This is a genomic window from Pseudomonas sp. MF5691 (assembly GCF_016405645.1).
GTDB classification, from domain to species: Bacteria; Pseudomonadota; Gammaproteobacteria; order Pseudomonadales; family Pseudomonadaceae; genus Aquipseudomonas; species Aquipseudomonas shahriarae.
Genome location: NZ_JAEKDC010000016.1, coordinates 12,072 through 27,648, shown reverse-complemented (window position 1 = coordinate 27,648; position 15,577 = coordinate 12,072). Strand labels below are relative to the sequence as shown.

Genomic DNA, 15,577 nt, shown 5'->3' with positions numbered 1-15,577 from the left:
TGAGAACGTTAAAAGTGATTCGGTAGGATCGGTTTCACAGACCCAGAGTGTAACCGAACAACTTTTGTGACACATAGGGTCTGCTTGTGACCAATTGGTATTTTACAGTCACGCCAACAGTTATAAGGCGAACAATTCGGCGGGCAAACTCATCAGGCAATCACTGCCCGCCTCCACCGCCGCACGATGGGCACTGGTGCGCGGCAACAGGCGCTTGAAATAAAACTCACAGGTCACCAGCTTGCCCCGGGCGTAATCCCCATCGCCACTGCCCGCGTCCAATTGCGCCTGGGCCACCAGGGCCATGCGCAACCACAGGTAGGCATGGATGATGTAACCGCTGTACATCAAATAATCCAGGGCGGCGGCGCCGACTTCATCAGGGTTTTTCATCGCGGCCATGCCGACCTTGGTGGTCAACTCGCCCCATTGCTGGTTCAGCTCGTTGAGCTGTGCAACCTGGGCCTTGAGTTGCGGGTGCTCGGCATTCGCCGCACAGAACTTATGCACAATCTTGGTAAAGCCGCGCAGCAACTTGCCCTGGCTGCCCAGCACCTTGCGCCCCAGCAAATCCAGGGCCTGGATGCCGTTGGTGCCTTCATAGATCGGCGCGATGCGACAATCGCGCACCAACTGTTCCATGCCCCACTCGCGGATAAAACCGTGGCCGCCGAACACCTGCATGCCATGGTTGGTCACTTCCAGGCCGGTCTCGGTCATAAAGGCTTTGCAGATCGGGGTGAGGAACGCCAGCAAATCCTCGGCTTCCTGGCGTTGCTGCGGGTCGTCGCTCAGGTGTGCGGTGTCCAGCAGTTGCGCGGTGAAGTACGTCAGGGCGCGGTTGCCTTCATTGAAGGCTTTCATGGTCAGCAACATGCGCCGCACATCGGGATGCACGATGATCGGGTCCGCCGGTTTGTCCGGGACCTTGGCGCCGGTCAGGGCGCGCATCTGCAGGCGGTCGTTGGCGTACTTGATCGCGCCCTGGAAGCTCGCTTCACCCAGGCACAGCCCCTGCATGCCGGTGCCCAGGCGCGCATGGTTCATCATGGTGAACATGCAATTGAGGCCTTTGTTGGCCTCGCCGATCAGATAGCCCTCGGCACCATCGAAATTCAGCACGCAGGTGGCCGAAGCCTTGATCCCCATCTTGTGCTCGATGGAGCCGCAACTGACACCATTACGCGCCCCGCTATCGGCGAGGAACTTGGGCACGATAAACAGCGAAATACCCTTGGTGCCAGCAGGCGCATCCGGCAACTTGGCCAACACCAGGTGGATGATGTTTTCACTCATGTCGTGCTCGCCGGCCGAGATGAAGATCTTGCTGCCGGTCACCGCGTAGCTGCCATTGGCCTGGGGCACAGCGCGGGTCTTGATGATGCCAAGGTCAGTGCCGCAGTGGGCTTCGGTCAGGCACATGGTGCCCGTCCACTGGCCGGCGGTGAGCTTGGTCAGGTAGGTGTCTTTCTGCTCTTGAGTGCCATGGGCGTGGATCGCCGACATGGCGCCGTGGGTCAGGCCGGGGTACATGCCCCAGGAGGTGTTGCTGGAGCCGATCATCTCGCTGAGCACCAAGCCCAGGGAAGACGGCAAGCCCTGCCCGCCGTAGGCCGGATCCGCCGCCAGGCCGTGCCAGCCGCCTTCGACGTATTGCGCGAACGCTTCCTTGAAACCTTTGGGTGTGGTCACCACGCCATTGTCGAAATGGCAGCCCTCTTCGTCCCCCGGACGGTTCAACGGCGCCAGCACGTTCTCGCAGAACCTCGCACCTTCTTCGAGGATTGCGCTGACCATGTCCGGGCTGGCCTCGGTGGCGCCCAAAGCAGCGTAGTGAGCGGGGAAATCAAACACGTGATCAATCAGAAAGCGCATATCGCGCAGGGGAGCTTTATAGGCAGGCATGGTGATGTCTCCGGCGGCAGATGACTCAAACCTACTGCCGCCAGGAGCCCCGGACAATCACTGTACAGACGCTGAATACACCACCATCACTCAACCGGCAGCGCCCTGCATGCGCACCGCGCCACGGCGGTTCTGGCCGGCCGCCACCACACAGTTGCGCCCGGCGCCCTTGGCGTTGTACAGCGCCTGGTCGGCGGACTTGAGCACTTCTTCGGGGGTGCGCTGCTCGGCCTGGCGCTCGGCGACGCCGATGCTCACGGTCACCGACACACTATTCGCCCCCGTGCCCGAACGGCGCTGGCGCCCCTGGTGATCGTCCTGGGGGCGGCTGTCGGGGTTACGCAACTTGATGTGGTAGTTGGCAATGATCTCGCGGATTTCTTCCAGGTGCGGCAGGCATTCATCCAGGGTCTTGCCGGCAAACACCACAGCAAACTCTTCGCCGCCATACCGATAGGCCCGGCCGCCGCCGCTGACTTTCGACAGTTTGCTGGCGACCAGCCGCAGCACCTGGTCACCGACGTCGTGGCCATGGGTGTCGTTGAATCGCTTGAAGTGGTCGACGTCGCTCATCGCCAGCACATAGTTGCGCCCCAGGCGCTGCATACGCTCGTTGAGGGCGCGGCGTCCGGGCAGGCCGGTGAGTTCATCGCGAAAGGCCATCTGATAGGCCTCGTGGGACACACCTGCAGCAATCATCAACATCACCTGGCTGCACATGATGTTCAGGGTGAACGGCAGGATAAAGGTCTGCGGCAACATCCAGAACATCCCCAGCAATCCCACCAGCTGTGCCGCATGCAACGGCCGCGGTTCGCGCCAGTACTGGGCCGCCAGTGCGACAAAGCCCAGTAGGAACATCGGGTACGACAGTTGGATCAAGCTCATCCACGTGCCATGCAACGCCGGCCAGCGAATTTCCGCCAGCCAGTTGAGCAACGGCCCTGGGTAACTCTGCTCCAGGCCCAGGGCCACGCTGCCTACGGCGAGCAGCACCGCGCAGCGTGCGACAAAGTCGCGGAACAGGTGGGTTTTCTCCTGCCACAGGGCATAAATGCTGAACAGCATCGGCAACAGCAGGCACACCAGATGGAACACCACGGCGGCGTCTTCGCGCACACGGCCATGGTCGCGGTAGAAATCGGTCTGGGTGTCCAGCAGGAAGTAGGCGACATACACCGTCACCATCAAGAACAGCTCACGCTGGCGACGGTACACCGTGCAATAGGCCCCTCCGAGCAACAGTACCAAGGTCGGCAGGACATTGAACAACGAGGTGAAGAAGACGTTGAGGTCCTTGACGTAAGCAGCCGACAACCCCGCCAGCAATAACAGCAACGACGGTAGGAAATGACTGAAACGTACAGCAGACGCGCGCGACAAGGGTAAAGCTCCGACCCATAAAAAAGATGGCATAGTGCCTTCACTGAACACAGTTAAGCACACTCAATGTGACCCGTATCACATTGCCACCACTGTAACGGCAGCCAGGCGCAATCCCTGAGCGCGCTACTCAGGTTTTTTCATGCGCCCACAAAAAAGCCGCCGCTCTTTCGGGAGCGGCGGCTTGGCAGGGAACCCGCCGGGGCTTAGTAGCCCAGGTCGAAGTTCTCTTCTTTCATGTCCATCAGGTTGTTGGCGCCCGACAGCATGGTGGCTACGTGGGTGCGGGTGCGCGGCAGGATGCGCTGGAAGTAGAAGCGCGCAGTCTGCAGCTTGGCGGTGTAGAAGCCTTCTTCGCTGGTGCCGGCAGCCAGTTTTTCAGCAGCCAGGCGCGCCATCTCGGCCCAGAAGTACGCCAGGCAGGCATAACCGGAGTACATCAGGTAGTCCACGGACGCGGCACCGACTTCTTCACGGTCCTTCATGGCAGCCATGCCGACCTTCATGGTCAACTCGCCCCATTCCTTGTTCAGGGCAGCCAACGGTGCGACAAACTCGCTGACCGCTGCGTTGCCTTCGTTGGCCTGGCAGAACTTGTGCACGATCTTGGTGAAGCCCTTGAGCGCTTCGCCCTGGGTCATCAGCACTTTACGGCCGAGCAGGTCCAGGGCCTGGATGCCCGTGGTGCCTTCGTACAGCATCGAAATGCGGCTGTCGCGAACGTTCTGCTCCATGCCCCACTCGGCGATGAAACCGTGGCCGCCGTAGATCTGTACGCCGTGGTTGGCGGACTCAAAACCGACTTCGGTCATGAACGCCTTGGCGATCGGGGTCATGAACGCCAGCAGGCCATCTGCCTGTTTCTTGGCTTCGTCGTCGGTGCCGTACTTGACGATATCCACTTGCTTGGCGGTGAAGTACACCATCGCACGGTTGCCTTCGGCGAAGGCTTTCATGGTCAGCAGCATGCGGCGCACATCAGGGTGCACGATGATCGGGTCAGCGGCCTTGTCCGGCGCTTTCGGGCCAGTCAGGGAGCGCATCTGCAGACGGTCACGCGCATATTTCAAGCCACCCTGGAAACCGATCTCGGCGTGGGCCAGGCCTTGCAGTGCGGTACCCAGACGAGCGGTGTTCATAAAGGTGAACATGCAGTTCAGGCCTTTGTTCGCCGGGCCGATCAGGTAGCCGGTGGCCGCGTCGAAGTTCATTACGCAGGTGGCGTTGCCATGGATGCCCATCTTGTGTTCCAGGGAACCACAGGACACCGCGTTGCGCTCACCCACCGAACCATCGGCGTTGGGCAGGAACTTAGGCACGATAAACAGCGAAATGCCTTTGGTGCCAGCCGGAGCATCCGGCAGGCGGGCCAGTACGATGTGGACGATGTTATCGGCCATGTCGTGTTCACCGGCCGAGATGAAGATCTTGGTCCCGGAGACTTTGTAGGAACCGTCGGCCTGAGGCTCGGCCTTGGTGCGCAGCATGCCCAGGTCGGTGCCGCAGTGCGGTTCGGTCAGGCACATGGTGCCGGTCCACTCGCCCGAGACCAGTTTGGTCAGGTAGGCATCCTGCTGCTCGGGGGTACCGTGCTCGGAAATGGTGTTCATCGCGCCATGGGACAGGCCTGGGTACATGCCCCACGACCAGTTGGCTTCACCGACCATCTCGCTAACGGCCAGGCCCAGGGATTCCGGCAGGCCTTGGCCGCCGTGCGCGACGTCGTGGGCCAGGCTCGGCCAGCCGCCTTCGACGAATTGCTTGTAGGCTTCTTTGAAACCAGTAGGGGTTTTAACGCCTGACTCGCTCCAGGTGCACCCTTCGATGTCACCGACGCGGTTCAACGGGGCCAGCACTTGCTCGCAAAACTTGGCGCCTTCTTCGAGAATGGCGTCAACCATGTCTGGGGTAGCGTCCTGGCAAGCCGGCAGACTCTGATAGTGCGCTTCGTAGCCGAGCAGTTCGTCACGAACGAAGCGAATATCACGCAAGGGGGCCTTGTAGTCAGGCATAGCGATAAACCTCTGCTGATGAATCCTGGAATGAACAACCGCGTGGATTTGTTGTAGCGGTCAAACAGTTGTTTGAAACATACGTTTACGCCCAATCCTTGTCAAGCGCCCAGCGGATGCCGTTTGTCATGACGTAGGTCAACGCCAGGCGCGACGAGGCCTGCAGCGTGATGCCGCACAACGTTTCAACGAGAAGAAGATGGGAGAATCAGGCGGTTGTGGCGAACGGGCTTGCCCGCGTCGGGCTGCGCAGCGCCCCAGAAAGGCACTGGCGGTGTATCAGATGAATTGCATTGCTGGTGTGGGGCTGCTGCGCAGCCCGACGCGGGCAAGCCCGCTCGCCACAGGAAAAGCACCCGCCATATGGCGAGGGGGGGATCAAGCGTAGGTGTCGATCAACGTGCCGAGCATTTCGTCGGAAGCCTTGGCGACTTTCGCGCCCAGCTCCACCTGAAACTTACCTTCGGCCAGTTCCACCATATTGCTCGCCGAGTCGGTCGGCTGGCCGCGATTGACCGCCTGCAAGCGATCATTCTGGGCATCCGAAGGCTGGCCGGTGGCGGCACTGGCGATTTTGCCGGCGGCCTGGTCGACGCGGTTCTGCCCGGCCTGAATAGTGCTCAGGCCTGAATAAAACGCACTGCTTCCAGAGATTTCCATGGCGAACCTGCCTTGCAATAAATCGTGAACCCTTATTGAAGCAGACAATCTGGCAAAAGGCCCGTCAATAACACTAATGGCATAATGCCTTATCGCTAGGAAAAACTAATCAAGCAAGTCCAGTTGCAGGTAACCGGCCACTGCTTCGGCCGTGGGCTGCTTGAGCCTTGGCACTCGGCCCAGGCAGGGCGCCGGCAGGCGTTCGGCCAAGGTGGCGAGGTTTTCTTCCAGACGGGAGGTCTTCGGGTCGATGATATTGGCCACCCACCCCGCCAGCGGTAAACCGTCCCGGGCGATGGCTTCGGCGCTCAACAATGCATGATTGATGCAGCCCAGACGCACGCCCACCACTAGGATCACCGGCAGCCCCAAGGCCTTGGCCAGGTCGGACAGGTTGTGCTGATCGGCCAGTGGCACGCGCCAGCCGCCTGCGCCTTCGATCAAGGTGAAGTCCGCGTGTTTATCGAGGATGTGCCGCATTGGCTTGAGCAGCGCTTGCACGGTCAACGCCACACCGGCTTCACGGGCCGCCAGGTGCGGCGCGATGGCGGGCTCGAAGGCCAGTGGATTGACCTCGGCATAAGCCAGCGGCAACGAGCACTCGGCCAGCAAGGCCAGGGCATCGACGTTGCGCAAGCCACGGGAGGTCACTTCGCAGCCCGAGGCCACCGGCTTGCCGGCAGCCGTGCTCTTGCCCGCTTGCCGTGCGGCATGCAGCAGGCCTGCGGCGACGGTGGTCTTGCCGACATCGGTGTCCGTGCCGGTGATGAAATAGGCGGCGCTCATAATGGTTTCTCCAATACGGCGTACACGACTTGATAGGTTGCCGGCAGCCCCTGGGTCTGGCGAAACTGCTCGTAGGCCTGCACCAGTGCAACAACCCGTGCCCGGCCCGTCAAGCCACCGGGGCGCCCCGGGTTCAGATTGTGCGCGCCCAATGCTTTCAATTCGTGGGTCAGGCTGCGCACATCCGGGTAATGCAACACATGGGCACGTTGCTCCAGGCTGACCACACGCAAGCCACTGTCCGCACACAGCTGTTGATAAGTACTGAACGGGCGGAAGCGATTGACGTGCACCATCCCATCCGCCGCCCGCCAGCTTTCGCGCAGTTCGTCCAGGGTGCCGACGCACAGGCTGGCAAACGCCAGCACACCGCCAGGCTGCAGCACGCGCCGGGCTTCACTGAGCACCGCGGCAAAATCGGCACACCACTGCACTGCCAGGCTGGAGAAGATCAACTCGCAGCTTGCATCCTGTAACGGCAAGCGCTCGGCATCCCCGGCAATAAAGTACTCAGCACCGCCCAATGGCCGGGCGTGATTAAGCATGCCTTCGGCGATATCCAGCGCCAGGCCCTGGCCCTCGGGGAATACACTGTTTAATGCGCGGCTGAAATACCCGGTGCCGCACCCCAGGTCCAACCAGCGCTGGGGAAGCAAGGCTGACGGCAGACGGGACAGCAGTTCGCCGCCCACATCACGCTGCAACGCGGCCACGCTGTCATAACTGGCCGCCGCCCTGGAAAACGACGCCGCGACCTGGCGCTTGTCGGGCAAGGCGCCCGGCAGTGGAGGATGGGACAAATCAGTCATCACCGCACTCATGCAAAAAAGCCTGGATCGCCCCCGCCACTCCGTGGGGGTTGTCCAGTAGGAAAGCGTGGCCGGCCTGTTCAATCAGACCGACTTCGACATCTGGCAGCAACTTCAACAACTCAATAGCCGCCTCACAGGGCACCAACTCATCCAGGCCGGCAAACAGATGCAACTGCGGGCCACGAAAGGCCTGCAAGGCCTCGCGAGTATCCAGTTGCGCGAGCAGTTCAAGGCCGGTCATCAGCACACTGGAGGGGGTAGCCGGCGCGCTGCTGACCAGCAAGCGCGCAATGCCCCGTGGGTCTTGCGTGCCCTTGGCGCACAGCAGGCCGAAACGTTTGAGGGTGACTTGCGAGTCGGCATGGCAACCGGCCAGGAATGCATCGAAAGTCTGCGCCGGCATCGCGCTGGGCCAGCCCTCATGCGCCACAAAACATGGATTGCTGGCCAAAGTCAGCAGGCCGCAGCAGCGCTCGCCACGCCGTGCCGCCAACTCAGAGGCGAGCATCCCGCCCAACGACCAGCCGCCCAGCCAGGCGTTATCGGGCAAGGTGGCGTCAAGTTCGTCGAGCCATTCGTCGAGGTCGCTGCCCGCCAGCGCCGGCAACGGTTCGATATCTACCCGCAGGTGCTCGTCCAAACCGCGCAAGGCGGCGGCCAAAGGCTCCAGCGGCGAGACACCCAGGCCCCAGCCGGGGAGCAATATCAGTCGATCACGCATGGTCGGACTCCCGGCCTGACAAACGGAAACACGTGTCCAATGCGTCTAACAATAGTCGTACCTGCGCCTCGCTGTGGGCGGCGGTCAAGGTCACGCGCAAGCGCGCGCTGCCGGCCGGCACCGTGGGCGGGCGGATGGCCGTGACCATGATCCCGCGTTCGCGCAGCATCTGGGACAGGCGCATCGCCCGGGCACTGTCGCCAATCATGATTGGCTGGATCGGCGTGAAGCTGTCCATCAGCTCCAGACCGATCTGCTCGGCGCCCTGGCGGAACTGACGGATCAGCGTGCACAGATGCTCGCGTCGCCAGTGCTCGCTGCGCAGCAGCTCCAGACTTTTCAGGGTCGCGCAGGCCAGCGCCGGCGGTTGGCTGGTGGTGTAGATGTATGGGCGGGCGAACTGGATCAGGCTTTCGATCAGTTCCTCACTGCCAGCCACAAACGCCCCGGCGGTGCCGAAGGCCTTGCCCAGGGTGCCGACCAACACCGGCACATCCTCCTGGCTCAGGCCGAAATGCTCGACAATCCCGCCCCCCGTGGCGCCCAACGGGCCGAAGCCATGGGCGTCATCCACCATCAGCCAGGCGCCCTTGGCCCGGGTTTCGCGGGCCAGCGCCGGCAGGTCCGCCAGGTCGCCGTCCATGCTGAACACACCGTCGGTGACCACCAGGGTATTGCCGCTGGCTTTTTCCAGGCGCTTGGCCAGGCTGAGCGCATCGTTGTGCAGATAGCGATTGAATCGTGCCCCGGAGAGCAAACCCGCATCCAGCAGGGACGCGTGATTGAGGCGGTCTTCGAGCACCGTATCGCCCTGCCCCACCAATGCGGTGACGGTGCCGAGGTTGGCCATATACCCGGTGGTGAACAGCAAGGCACGCGGGCGCCCGGTGAACTCGGCCAGGGCCTCCTCCAACTCATGATGCGGGGTGCTATGGCCGACCACCAGGTGCGAAGCCCCCCCGCCGACGCCCCAGCGGGAAGCCCCGGCCTGCCAGGCTTCGATAACTTGCGGATGATTGGCCAGGCCCAGGTAGTCGTTATTGCAAAAGGCCAATAGCGGCTTGCCGTCTACCACCACCTGCGGCCCCTGGGGGCTTTGCAGCAGTGGGCGCTGGCGATAGAGATGGTCTGTACGGCGGGCAGCGAGGCGCGCGGCGAGATCGAAAGACATGCTGGCCTCGGTAGATCAGGTTGGACTCGACCCACTGTAGGAGCTGGCTTGCCTGCTCCCACATTTGGATTGCACTCCAACAGGGAGATGGGGGTCAGACGGCGGCGTTGTAGAACTGCTCGCTGCTTTTCTGCTCGACCAACGCCTGCTCAATCGCCGCCTGGTGCACTTCATCGGCATGCTCTTCGCGGGCTTCCGGCAGGATGCCCAGACGCGAGAACAGTTGCATGTCCTTGTCCGCCTGCGGGTTGGCGGTGGTCAGCAATTTGTCACCGTAGAAAATCGAGTTGGCACCGGCAAAGAACGCCAGGGCCTGCATCTGCTCATTCATTGCCTCGCGGCCGGCGGACAGGCGCACGTGGGATTTCGGCATCAGGATGCGCGCCACGGCGAGCATGCGGATAAAGTCGAACGGGTCGATATCCTCGGCATTTTCCAGGGGCGTACCGGCCACCTTGACCAGCATGTTGATCGGCACCGACTCTGGATGCTCCGGCAGGTTGGCCAGTTGGATCAGCAGGTTGGCGCGATCGTCCAGGGATTCGCCCATGCCGAGGATGCCCCCCGAGCAGATCTTCATCCCCGAATCACGCACATACGCCAGGGTTTGCAGGCGCTCGCTGTAGGTGCGGGTGGTGATGATCGAGCCGTAGAACTCCGGCGAGGTGTCCAGGTTGTGGTTGTAGTAGTCGAGGCCGGCCTGGGCCAGGGCCTCGGTCTGGTCCTGGTCGAGACGGCCGAGGGTCATGCAGGTTTCCAGGCCCATGGCCTTCACCCCTTTGACCATCTGCAACACATAAGGCATGTCTTTAGCCGACGGGTGCTTCCAGGCCGCGCCCATGCAGAAACGGGTCGAACCGATGGCCTTGGCGCGTGCAGCCTCTTCGAGGACTTTCTGCACTTCCATCAGTTTTTCTTTTTCCAGGCCGGTGTTGTAGTGGCCCGACTGCGGACAATATTTGCAATCTTCCGGGCAGGCACCGGTTTTGATCGACAGCAACGTCGACACCTGCACCCGATTGGCATCGAAATGCGCGCGGTGCACGGTCTGCGCCTGGAACAACAAGTCATTGAACGGCTGGACGAACAGGGCTTTGACTTCGGCCAAAGACCAGTCGTGACGCAGAGTGGCAGTGAGGCTGGCGCTCATGGGCGATTCCTTGTTTATGCTTGGGCAAGCGCTGTGGGCAGGGCAATACCCACAGGCACGACACGGATGCTCGGCATATTTAAGGAAGATTCATGCACTGTCAACCCAGCCACAAACATGAAGTTTACATCTGGTCAAAAAACAATCAAACCTGCTTGATCTGTGATGAAGCCACCGACTCGCCCTCAACGGTGTGCAACGCCTGCGAACTCGATCTGCCGTGGCTGACGGACGGCTGTCGCGTGTGTGCCCTGCCGCTGCCGATGAGCGGGCTGATCTGCGGCGAATGCCAGCGCTCACCGCCGGCGTTCCATCAGGTGACCGCACCTTGGACCTACAGCTTCCCGGTGGACAGCCTGATCAGCCGCTTCAAGCATCAGGGCAAATGGCCTCTGGGCCATCTGTTGGCCAATCTATTGGGGCAATGTCTGCAAGACGGCTTCGACAACACCGAACTGACCCGCCCCGACCGCCTGCTTCCCGTACCGATGGCCGCCAAACGCCTGCGCCAGCGCGGCTATAACCAAGCCGCCATGCTCGCCCGCTGGCTAAGCCAAGACCTCGACCTGGCCTTGGATGAACACGTGCTGTTGCGCCCTCAAGACACCATCGCCCAGCAACAATTGGCTGCCAAACAACGCCAGCGCAACTTACTCAAGGCGTTTGCCCTGGCACCCGACGCACAGGTGCGCGGCCAGCACCTGGCGCTGGTGGACGATGTGCTGACCACCGGCGCCACCGCCCACAGCCTGGCCCGCCTGCTGCTACACGCCGGTGCGCGCCAGGTCGACGTGTACTGCCTGGCGCGCACGCCCAAGCCCGGCACATGACTTGACTCTGGCGCCGCCTGCCCGCAACGTCCGGTGCATTCCAAATCAGTGTGCAGCCGTTCGCCATGCCTTTACCGTCGCTGTTGAGCCAACATATTGTCCGTCGCCCGCAACGCATCGCCTTGCTGCAACACATCGCCGAACAGGGCTCCATCACCCGGGCGGCGAAAAGCGCGGGTTTGAGTTACAAGGCCGCGTGGGATGCCATTGATGAACTGAACAACCTGGCGCAGAAACCGCTGGTCGAACGTAGCGTCGGCGGCAAGGGCGGCGGCGGTGCGCGACTCTCGGCAGAGGGCGAGCGGGTGTTGCGCCTGTATCAGCGCCTGCAAACCCTGCAGGCCCAGGTGCTGGAGGCCGCCGAAGACGCCAGCGACTTCAACCTGCTGGGCCGCCTGATGCTGCGCACCAGTGCGCGTAACCAATTGCATGGCCAGGTGATCGCCATGGATAGCCATGGTCGCAATGACCGGGTGCGCCTGGAGCTGGCCGGCGGCTTGACCCTCGATGCACAGATCACCCACGACAGCACGCTGCGCCTGGAGCTGGAAATCGGCACTGAAGTGGTGGCATTGATCAAGGCCGGCTGGCTGGAGCTGATCGCTGCCGACCAGGCGCCGGTGCCTGGGTTTAACTGCATGGGCGGCCAGGTCGAGGCGGTTCTTGATGCAGAGGATGGCCCCAGTGAGGTGCGCATTGCCTTGCCCAATGGCTTGGTGCTGTGTGCGCTGGCGGCGCCCGAGCAGCTCAAGGCGCTGGGGGCGGGTGAAGGCACGCAGGTTCAGGTGCAGTTTGCGCCGAGCAATGTGCTGTTGGGTACGCCGGTTTAGGTGATCTTTAGGGCCTCATCGCGGGCAAGCCCGCTCCCAAACTTGAGCGGTGTACACAGAAACATTGTGCGGGCTTGCCCGCGATAGCGATGGCACACGCGCCACCTATCCTAGGCCCGGTGCGATACCATACCCGGCCGGACGCGGCGACCTGCTGCGCGCAGGAGTTCGCATGGCCCACCCGTTTGAAACATTGACCCCCGATCTGGTTCTCGATGCTGTCGAAAGCATCGGTTTCCTCAGCGATGCTCGCGTATTGGCGCTCAACAGCTACGAAAATCGCGTCTATCAGGTCGGCATCGAAGACTCCGAGCCATTGATCGCCAAGTTCTATCGCCCCCAGCGCTGGACCAACGAGGCGATCCTCGAAGAACACCGCTTTACTTTCGAACTGGCCGAGTGCGAAGTCCCGGTCGTCGCCCCGATGATCCATAACGGTGAAAGCCTGTTCGAACACGCGGGCTTTCGTTTCACCCTGTTCCCCCGTCGTGGCGGCCGGGCGCCGGAGCCGGGCAATCTCGATCAGCTGTACCGCCTCGGGCAGTTGCTCGGGCGCTTGCATGCGGTCGGCGCCACCCGCCCTTTCGAGCACCGCGAAGCCCTGGGCGTGAAGAACTTCGGTCACGACTCCCTGAACACCTTGCTTGAAGGCAATTTCATCCCCAAGAGCCTGTTGCCTGCCTACGAATCCGTGGCCCGTGACCTGCTCAAGCGTGTGGAGGATGTGTACAGCGCCACGCCGCACAAGAACATCCGCATGCATGGCGACTGCCACCCCGGCAACATGATGTGCCGCGACGAGATGTTCCATATCGTCGACCTCGATGACTGTCGCATGGGCCCGGCGGTGCAGGATTTGTGGATGATGCTTGCTGGTGATCGTCAGGAATGCCTGGGGCAGTTGTCGGAACTGATGGATGGCTACCAGGAATTCCACGACTTCGATCCCCGCGAACTGGCGCTGATCGAGCCGCTACGTGCCCTGCGCCTGATGCACTACAGCGCGTGGCTGGCACGGCGCTGGGATGACCCGGCATTTCCGCACAGCTTCCCGTGGTTTGGCAGCGAGCGGTATTGGGGCGACCAGGTGCTGGCGCTGCGCGAGCAATTGTCGGCGCTCAACGAAGAGCCCCTGAAACTGTTCTGACACTGGCCTCGCTGTGGCGAGGGGCTTGTGCCCTCGCCACAAAAAGTCAGCACGCATTTCCTGACAAACATCCTTACAATTGCGGCATTGTTAGCTGCCTAAGCAAGGATTCTGCATGCAAGCCGCCAACCCGCGTCGCGGGTACATTCTGGGCCTGAGTGCCTACGTCATCTGGGGCCTGTTCCCGCTCTACTTCAAAGCCATCGCCAGCGTCCCGGCGGCCGAAATCATCGTCCACCGCGTACTGTGGTCGGCGCTGTTCGGCGGTTTGCTGTTGCTGGTGTGGAAACACCCCGGCTGGTGGCGCGAACTGCGGGACAACCCCAAGCGCCTGGCGATCCTGGCGTTGAGCGGCTCATTGATCGCGGGCAACTGGCTGACCTATGTGTGGTCGGTCAACAGCGGGCGCATGCTGGAGGCCAGCCTGGGTTACTACATCAACCCGCTGGTCAACGTACTACTGGGCATGCTGCTCCTCGGCGAACGCCTGCGGCGCCTGCAGTGGGTGGCCGTCGGGCTGGCCGCCGTGGGCGTTGCGCAACAGGTGTGGCAGGTCGGCAGCTTGCCGTGGGTGTCGCTGGTGCTGGCGCTGACCTTTGGTTTCTATGGCTTGATCCGCAAGCAAGCGCCGGTCAAGGCGCTACCCGGGTTGGTGGTGGAAACCTGGATGCTGGTGCCGATTGCCCTGGCGTGGCTGCTGCTCAACCCCACAGCCCATAGCGCCAACCTGGCATTCTGGAGTACTTCCGAGGCCTGGTGGCTGGTGGCCGCAGGCCCGGTGACATTGATTCCCCTGGTCTGCTTCAACGCTGCGGCACGGCATCTGCCCTACACCACCCTGGGCTTTTTGCAGTACCTGGCGCCGACCCTGGTGCTGCTGCAAGCGGTGCTGTTGTTCGACGAACACATGAGCCCCGCCAGCCTGGTGGCGTTCGTGTTTATCTGGGCCGGGCTGGCGGTGTATAGCGTTGATGCATGGCTGAGCCTGCGCAAACGCTGATCAAATAACGTACAAAACCCTGTAGACCACGGCCGGCGTGGCTTACAGGGTTTCACCCCAAGGTTATCCACAACCTGATCCCCGGCGTTTGTGCACAAGCCGTTGAAATTGCTCGTTTTTTGCTCAATACACTACACGCCGCGGCCGGCGTGGCCTGGCGCCGGGTCTCTACAGCTTATCCACAGGCCCATGCAAGATTTAGATGAACAACCCTGTGGACGGTTATTCCTCGCTGCGCAGTTGCAGTTCCACCATCAAATCATCGGCCAGGGTTTCCAGGGCGGCTTGCAGCGTGTCCAGTGCCAGGCTGGACGGCACCGCCAACGCGGCCTCGGCGTGAAACAACGGGTCACTGCTCATGGGCGCCGGACGCACGTCGGTGCTCAGGCGTTCCAGGTTGACCCCTTGCTTGCTCAACAGCGCGGTGATCTCGCGCACGATCCCCGGCCGGTCATTGCCCACCAGGGTCATCAGGATCGGTTTGCTCGCCGAGGCTTGCGCGCCGCTGCTCTCGCCCACCAGCACGCGGATGCCATGGGTGGACAGGTCCTCCAGGGCGCTGACCAACTCACTGCGGTTTTCCATCGGCACACTGACCCGCAGGATCCCGGCAAATTGCCCGGCCATATGGGCCATGCGACTTTCCAGCCAGTTGCCGCCGCGCTCGGCAATGCAGTGGGCAACACGTTCGACCACGCCGGGTTTGTCGGCGGCGATCACGGTGAGTACGAGATGGTCCATGGCAACAGCCCTCTTGTTGTGGATTAGCCAGTATAGGCAGATACGGGTATCGGTTGGCTCATGTGGCAGTTGGCTTGCCGGCGATGCGGGTGCTGCGGTGTAGAGGCCATCGCAGGCAAGCCAGCTCCCACATTGATCGCATGGCGGTGAGGAAAAACAAATCGTGTACCATTTTTATATTTATCTGGAACAATCCATTGGTTTTTTGAGAACATCCCATACCCCGCTGTGACCGTACAACCAAAGTGGGTCGCTAAACGACGTATTTAGTCTAATTTTCACAACCGCAACTCATCATGTAGTATGCCTCGGCGCGCACTACATAACGTTAGGTCGATGTCTGCCCAGGCGCCGTCGTAACCCCGAACACCCCGTCAGCAAGCCTTGCGCCGTTGATTGGAACCACCCAGCCGCCGTGATGGCATGTAC

At 61.8% G+C, this 15,577-nt stretch carries 14 protein-coding genes; 4 read left to right on the top strand and 10 right to left on the bottom strand.

Annotated features, from left to right (window positions below; translation table 11 throughout):
* Window positions 1–120: 120 nt before the first annotated feature.
* From JFT44_RS20680 to bioB, 9 genes are all read right to left on the bottom strand, one after another.
* Window positions 121–1,905: an acyl-CoA dehydrogenase C-terminal domain-containing protein gene (locus JFT44_RS20680; RefSeq protein WP_120734247.1), complete on the bottom strand. Its 1,785-nt coding sequence runs from the start codon at window positions 1,903–1,905 to the stop codon at window positions 121–123.
* 90 nt (window positions 1,906–1,995) lie between these two features.
* Window positions 1,996–3,288, bottom strand: coding sequence for a diguanylate cyclase (locus JFT44_RS20675; RefSeq protein ID WP_170059559.1), 1,293 nt, complete (start codon window positions 3,286–3,288; stop codon window positions 1,996–1,998).
* 206 nt (window positions 3,289–3,494) lie between these two features.
* Window positions 3,495–5,300 carry a phenylacyl-CoA dehydrogenase gene (locus JFT44_RS20670; RefSeq protein ID WP_057440295.1) on the bottom strand — a complete coding sequence of 602 codons (1,806 nt, stop codon included), beginning with the start codon at window positions 5,298–5,300 and terminating at the stop codon, window positions 3,495–3,497.
* Window positions 5,301–5,678: 378 nt separating this feature from the next.
* Window positions 5,679–5,960, bottom strand: coding sequence for a hypothetical protein (locus JFT44_RS20665; protein ID WP_057960810.1), 282 nt, complete (start codon window positions 5,958–5,960; stop codon window positions 5,679–5,681).
* 105 nt (window positions 5,961–6,065) lie between these two features.
* A complete protein-coding gene (bioD, locus tag JFT44_RS20660) occupies window positions 6,066–6,746 on the bottom strand; it encodes a dethiobiotin synthase (RefSeq protein WP_198831087.1) in 681 nt (226 codons plus the stop codon).
* Window positions 6,743–7,555: a malonyl-ACP O-methyltransferase BioC gene (gene bioC / locus JFT44_RS20655; RefSeq protein WP_128593321.1), complete on the bottom strand. Its 813-nt coding sequence runs from the start codon at window positions 7,553–7,555 to the stop codon at window positions 6,743–6,745. Before bioC ends, bioD begins: the two co-directional genes overlap by 4 nt.
* Window positions 7,548–8,279 carry an alpha/beta fold hydrolase gene (locus tag JFT44_RS20650; RefSeq protein ID WP_198800066.1) on the bottom strand — a complete coding sequence of 244 codons (732 nt, stop codon included), beginning with the start codon at window positions 8,277–8,279 and terminating at the stop codon, window positions 7,548–7,550. Before JFT44_RS20650 ends, bioC begins: the two co-directional genes overlap by 8 nt.
* The gene (gene bioF / locus JFT44_RS20645) at window positions 8,272–9,450 is read right to left on the bottom strand and encodes an 8-amino-7-oxononanoate synthase (RefSeq protein ID WP_198831086.1); all 1,179 of its coding nucleotides are present in this window, start codon (window positions 9,448–9,450) and stop codon (window positions 8,272–8,274) included. Before bioF ends, JFT44_RS20650 begins: the two co-directional genes overlap by 8 nt.
* Window positions 9,451–9,544: 94 nt before the next feature.
* The gene (gene bioB / locus JFT44_RS20640) at window positions 9,545–10,600 is read right to left on the bottom strand and encodes a biotin synthase BioB (protein ID WP_057440290.1); all 1,056 of its coding nucleotides are present in this window, start codon (window positions 10,598–10,600) and stop codon (window positions 9,545–9,547) included.
* A 92-nt stretch (window positions 10,601–10,692) separates the two neighbouring features.
* Between bioB and JFT44_RS20635 the strand changes: the two genes are divergently transcribed.
* The 4 genes from JFT44_RS20635 (at window position 10,693) to rarD (ending at window position 14,407) form a co-directional block, all read left to right on the top strand.
* Window positions 10,693–11,430, top strand: coding sequence for a ComF family protein (locus tag JFT44_RS20635; RefSeq protein WP_198831085.1), 738 nt, complete (start codon window positions 10,693–10,695; stop codon window positions 11,428–11,430).
* Window positions 11,431–11,495: 65 nt separating this feature from the next.
* Entirely contained in the window at window positions 11,496–12,260 is a 765-nt protein-coding gene (locus JFT44_RS20630; protein ID WP_120734253.1) for a TOBE domain-containing protein, read from the top strand.
* 172 nt (window positions 12,261–12,432) lie between these two features.
* The gene (locus tag JFT44_RS20625) at window positions 12,433–13,407 is read left to right on the top strand and encodes a serine/threonine protein kinase (RefSeq protein WP_032858595.1); all 975 of its coding nucleotides are present in this window, start codon (window positions 12,433–12,435) and stop codon (window positions 13,405–13,407) included.
* Window positions 13,408–13,522: 115 nt separating this feature from the next.
* Window positions 13,523–14,407 (top strand): EamA family transporter RarD, encoded by an 885-nt coding sequence (gene rarD / locus JFT44_RS20620; RefSeq protein ID WP_057960816.1) that lies wholly within the window; start codon window positions 13,523–13,525, stop codon window positions 14,405–14,407.
* Between the two features lie 222 nt (window positions 14,408–14,629).
* Here the strand turns inward: rarD and JFT44_RS20615 are convergent, their stop codons facing one another.
* A complete protein-coding gene (locus tag JFT44_RS20615) occupies window positions 14,630–15,148 on the bottom strand; it encodes a glycine cleavage system protein R (protein WP_057440288.1) in 519 nt (172 codons plus the stop codon).
* Between the last annotated feature and the right edge of the window lie 429 nt (window positions 15,149–15,577).

Bases quoted from the DNA above. Each gene is read 5' to 3' on its own strand.
- bioB (WP_057440290.1), bottom strand. From the start codon at position 10,600: ATGAGCGCCAGCCTCACTGCCACTCTGCGTCACGACTGGTCTTTGGCC.
- bioF (WP_198831086.1), bottom strand. From the start codon at position 9,450: ATGTCTTTCGATCTCGCCGCGCGCCTCGCTGCCCGCCGTACAGACCAT.
- rarD (WP_057960816.1), top strand. From the start codon at position 13,523: ATGCAAGCCGCCAACCCGCGTCGCGGGTACATTCTGGGCCTGAGTGCC.
- JFT44_RS20665 (WP_057960810.1), bottom strand. From the start codon at position 5,960: ATGGAAATCTCTGGAAGCAGTGCGTTTTATTCAGGCCTGAGCACTATT.
- JFT44_RS20670 (WP_057440295.1), bottom strand. From the start codon at position 5,300: ATGCCTGACTACAAGGCCCCCTTGCGTGATATTCGCTTCGTTCGTGAC.
- JFT44_RS20615 (WP_057440288.1), bottom strand. From the start codon at position 15,148: ATGGACCATCTCGTACTCACCGTGATCGCCGCCGACAAACCCGGCGTG.
- JFT44_RS20625 (WP_032858595.1), top strand. From the start codon at position 12,433: ATGGCCCACCCGTTTGAAACATTGACCCCCGATCTGGTTCTCGATGCT.
- bioC (WP_128593321.1), bottom strand. From the start codon at position 7,555: ATGACTGATTTGTCCCATCCTCCACTGCCGGGCGCCTTGCCCGACAAG.
- bioD (WP_198831087.1), bottom strand. From the start codon at position 6,746: ATGAGCGCCGCCTATTTCATCACCGGCACGGACACCGATGTCGGCAAG.
- JFT44_RS20635 (WP_198831085.1), top strand. From the start codon at position 10,693: ATGCACTGTCAACCCAGCCACAAACATGAAGTTTACATCTGGTCAAAA.
- JFT44_RS20680 (WP_120734247.1), bottom strand. From the start codon at position 1,905: ATGCCTGCCTATAAAGCTCCCCTGCGCGATATGCGCTTTCTGATTGAT.
- JFT44_RS20650 (WP_198800066.1), bottom strand. From the start codon at position 8,279: ATGCGTGATCGACTGATATTGCTCCCCGGCTGGGGCCTGGGTGTCTCG.
- JFT44_RS20630 (WP_120734253.1), top strand. From the start codon at position 11,496: ATGCCTTTACCGTCGCTGTTGAGCCAACATATTGTCCGTCGCCCGCAA.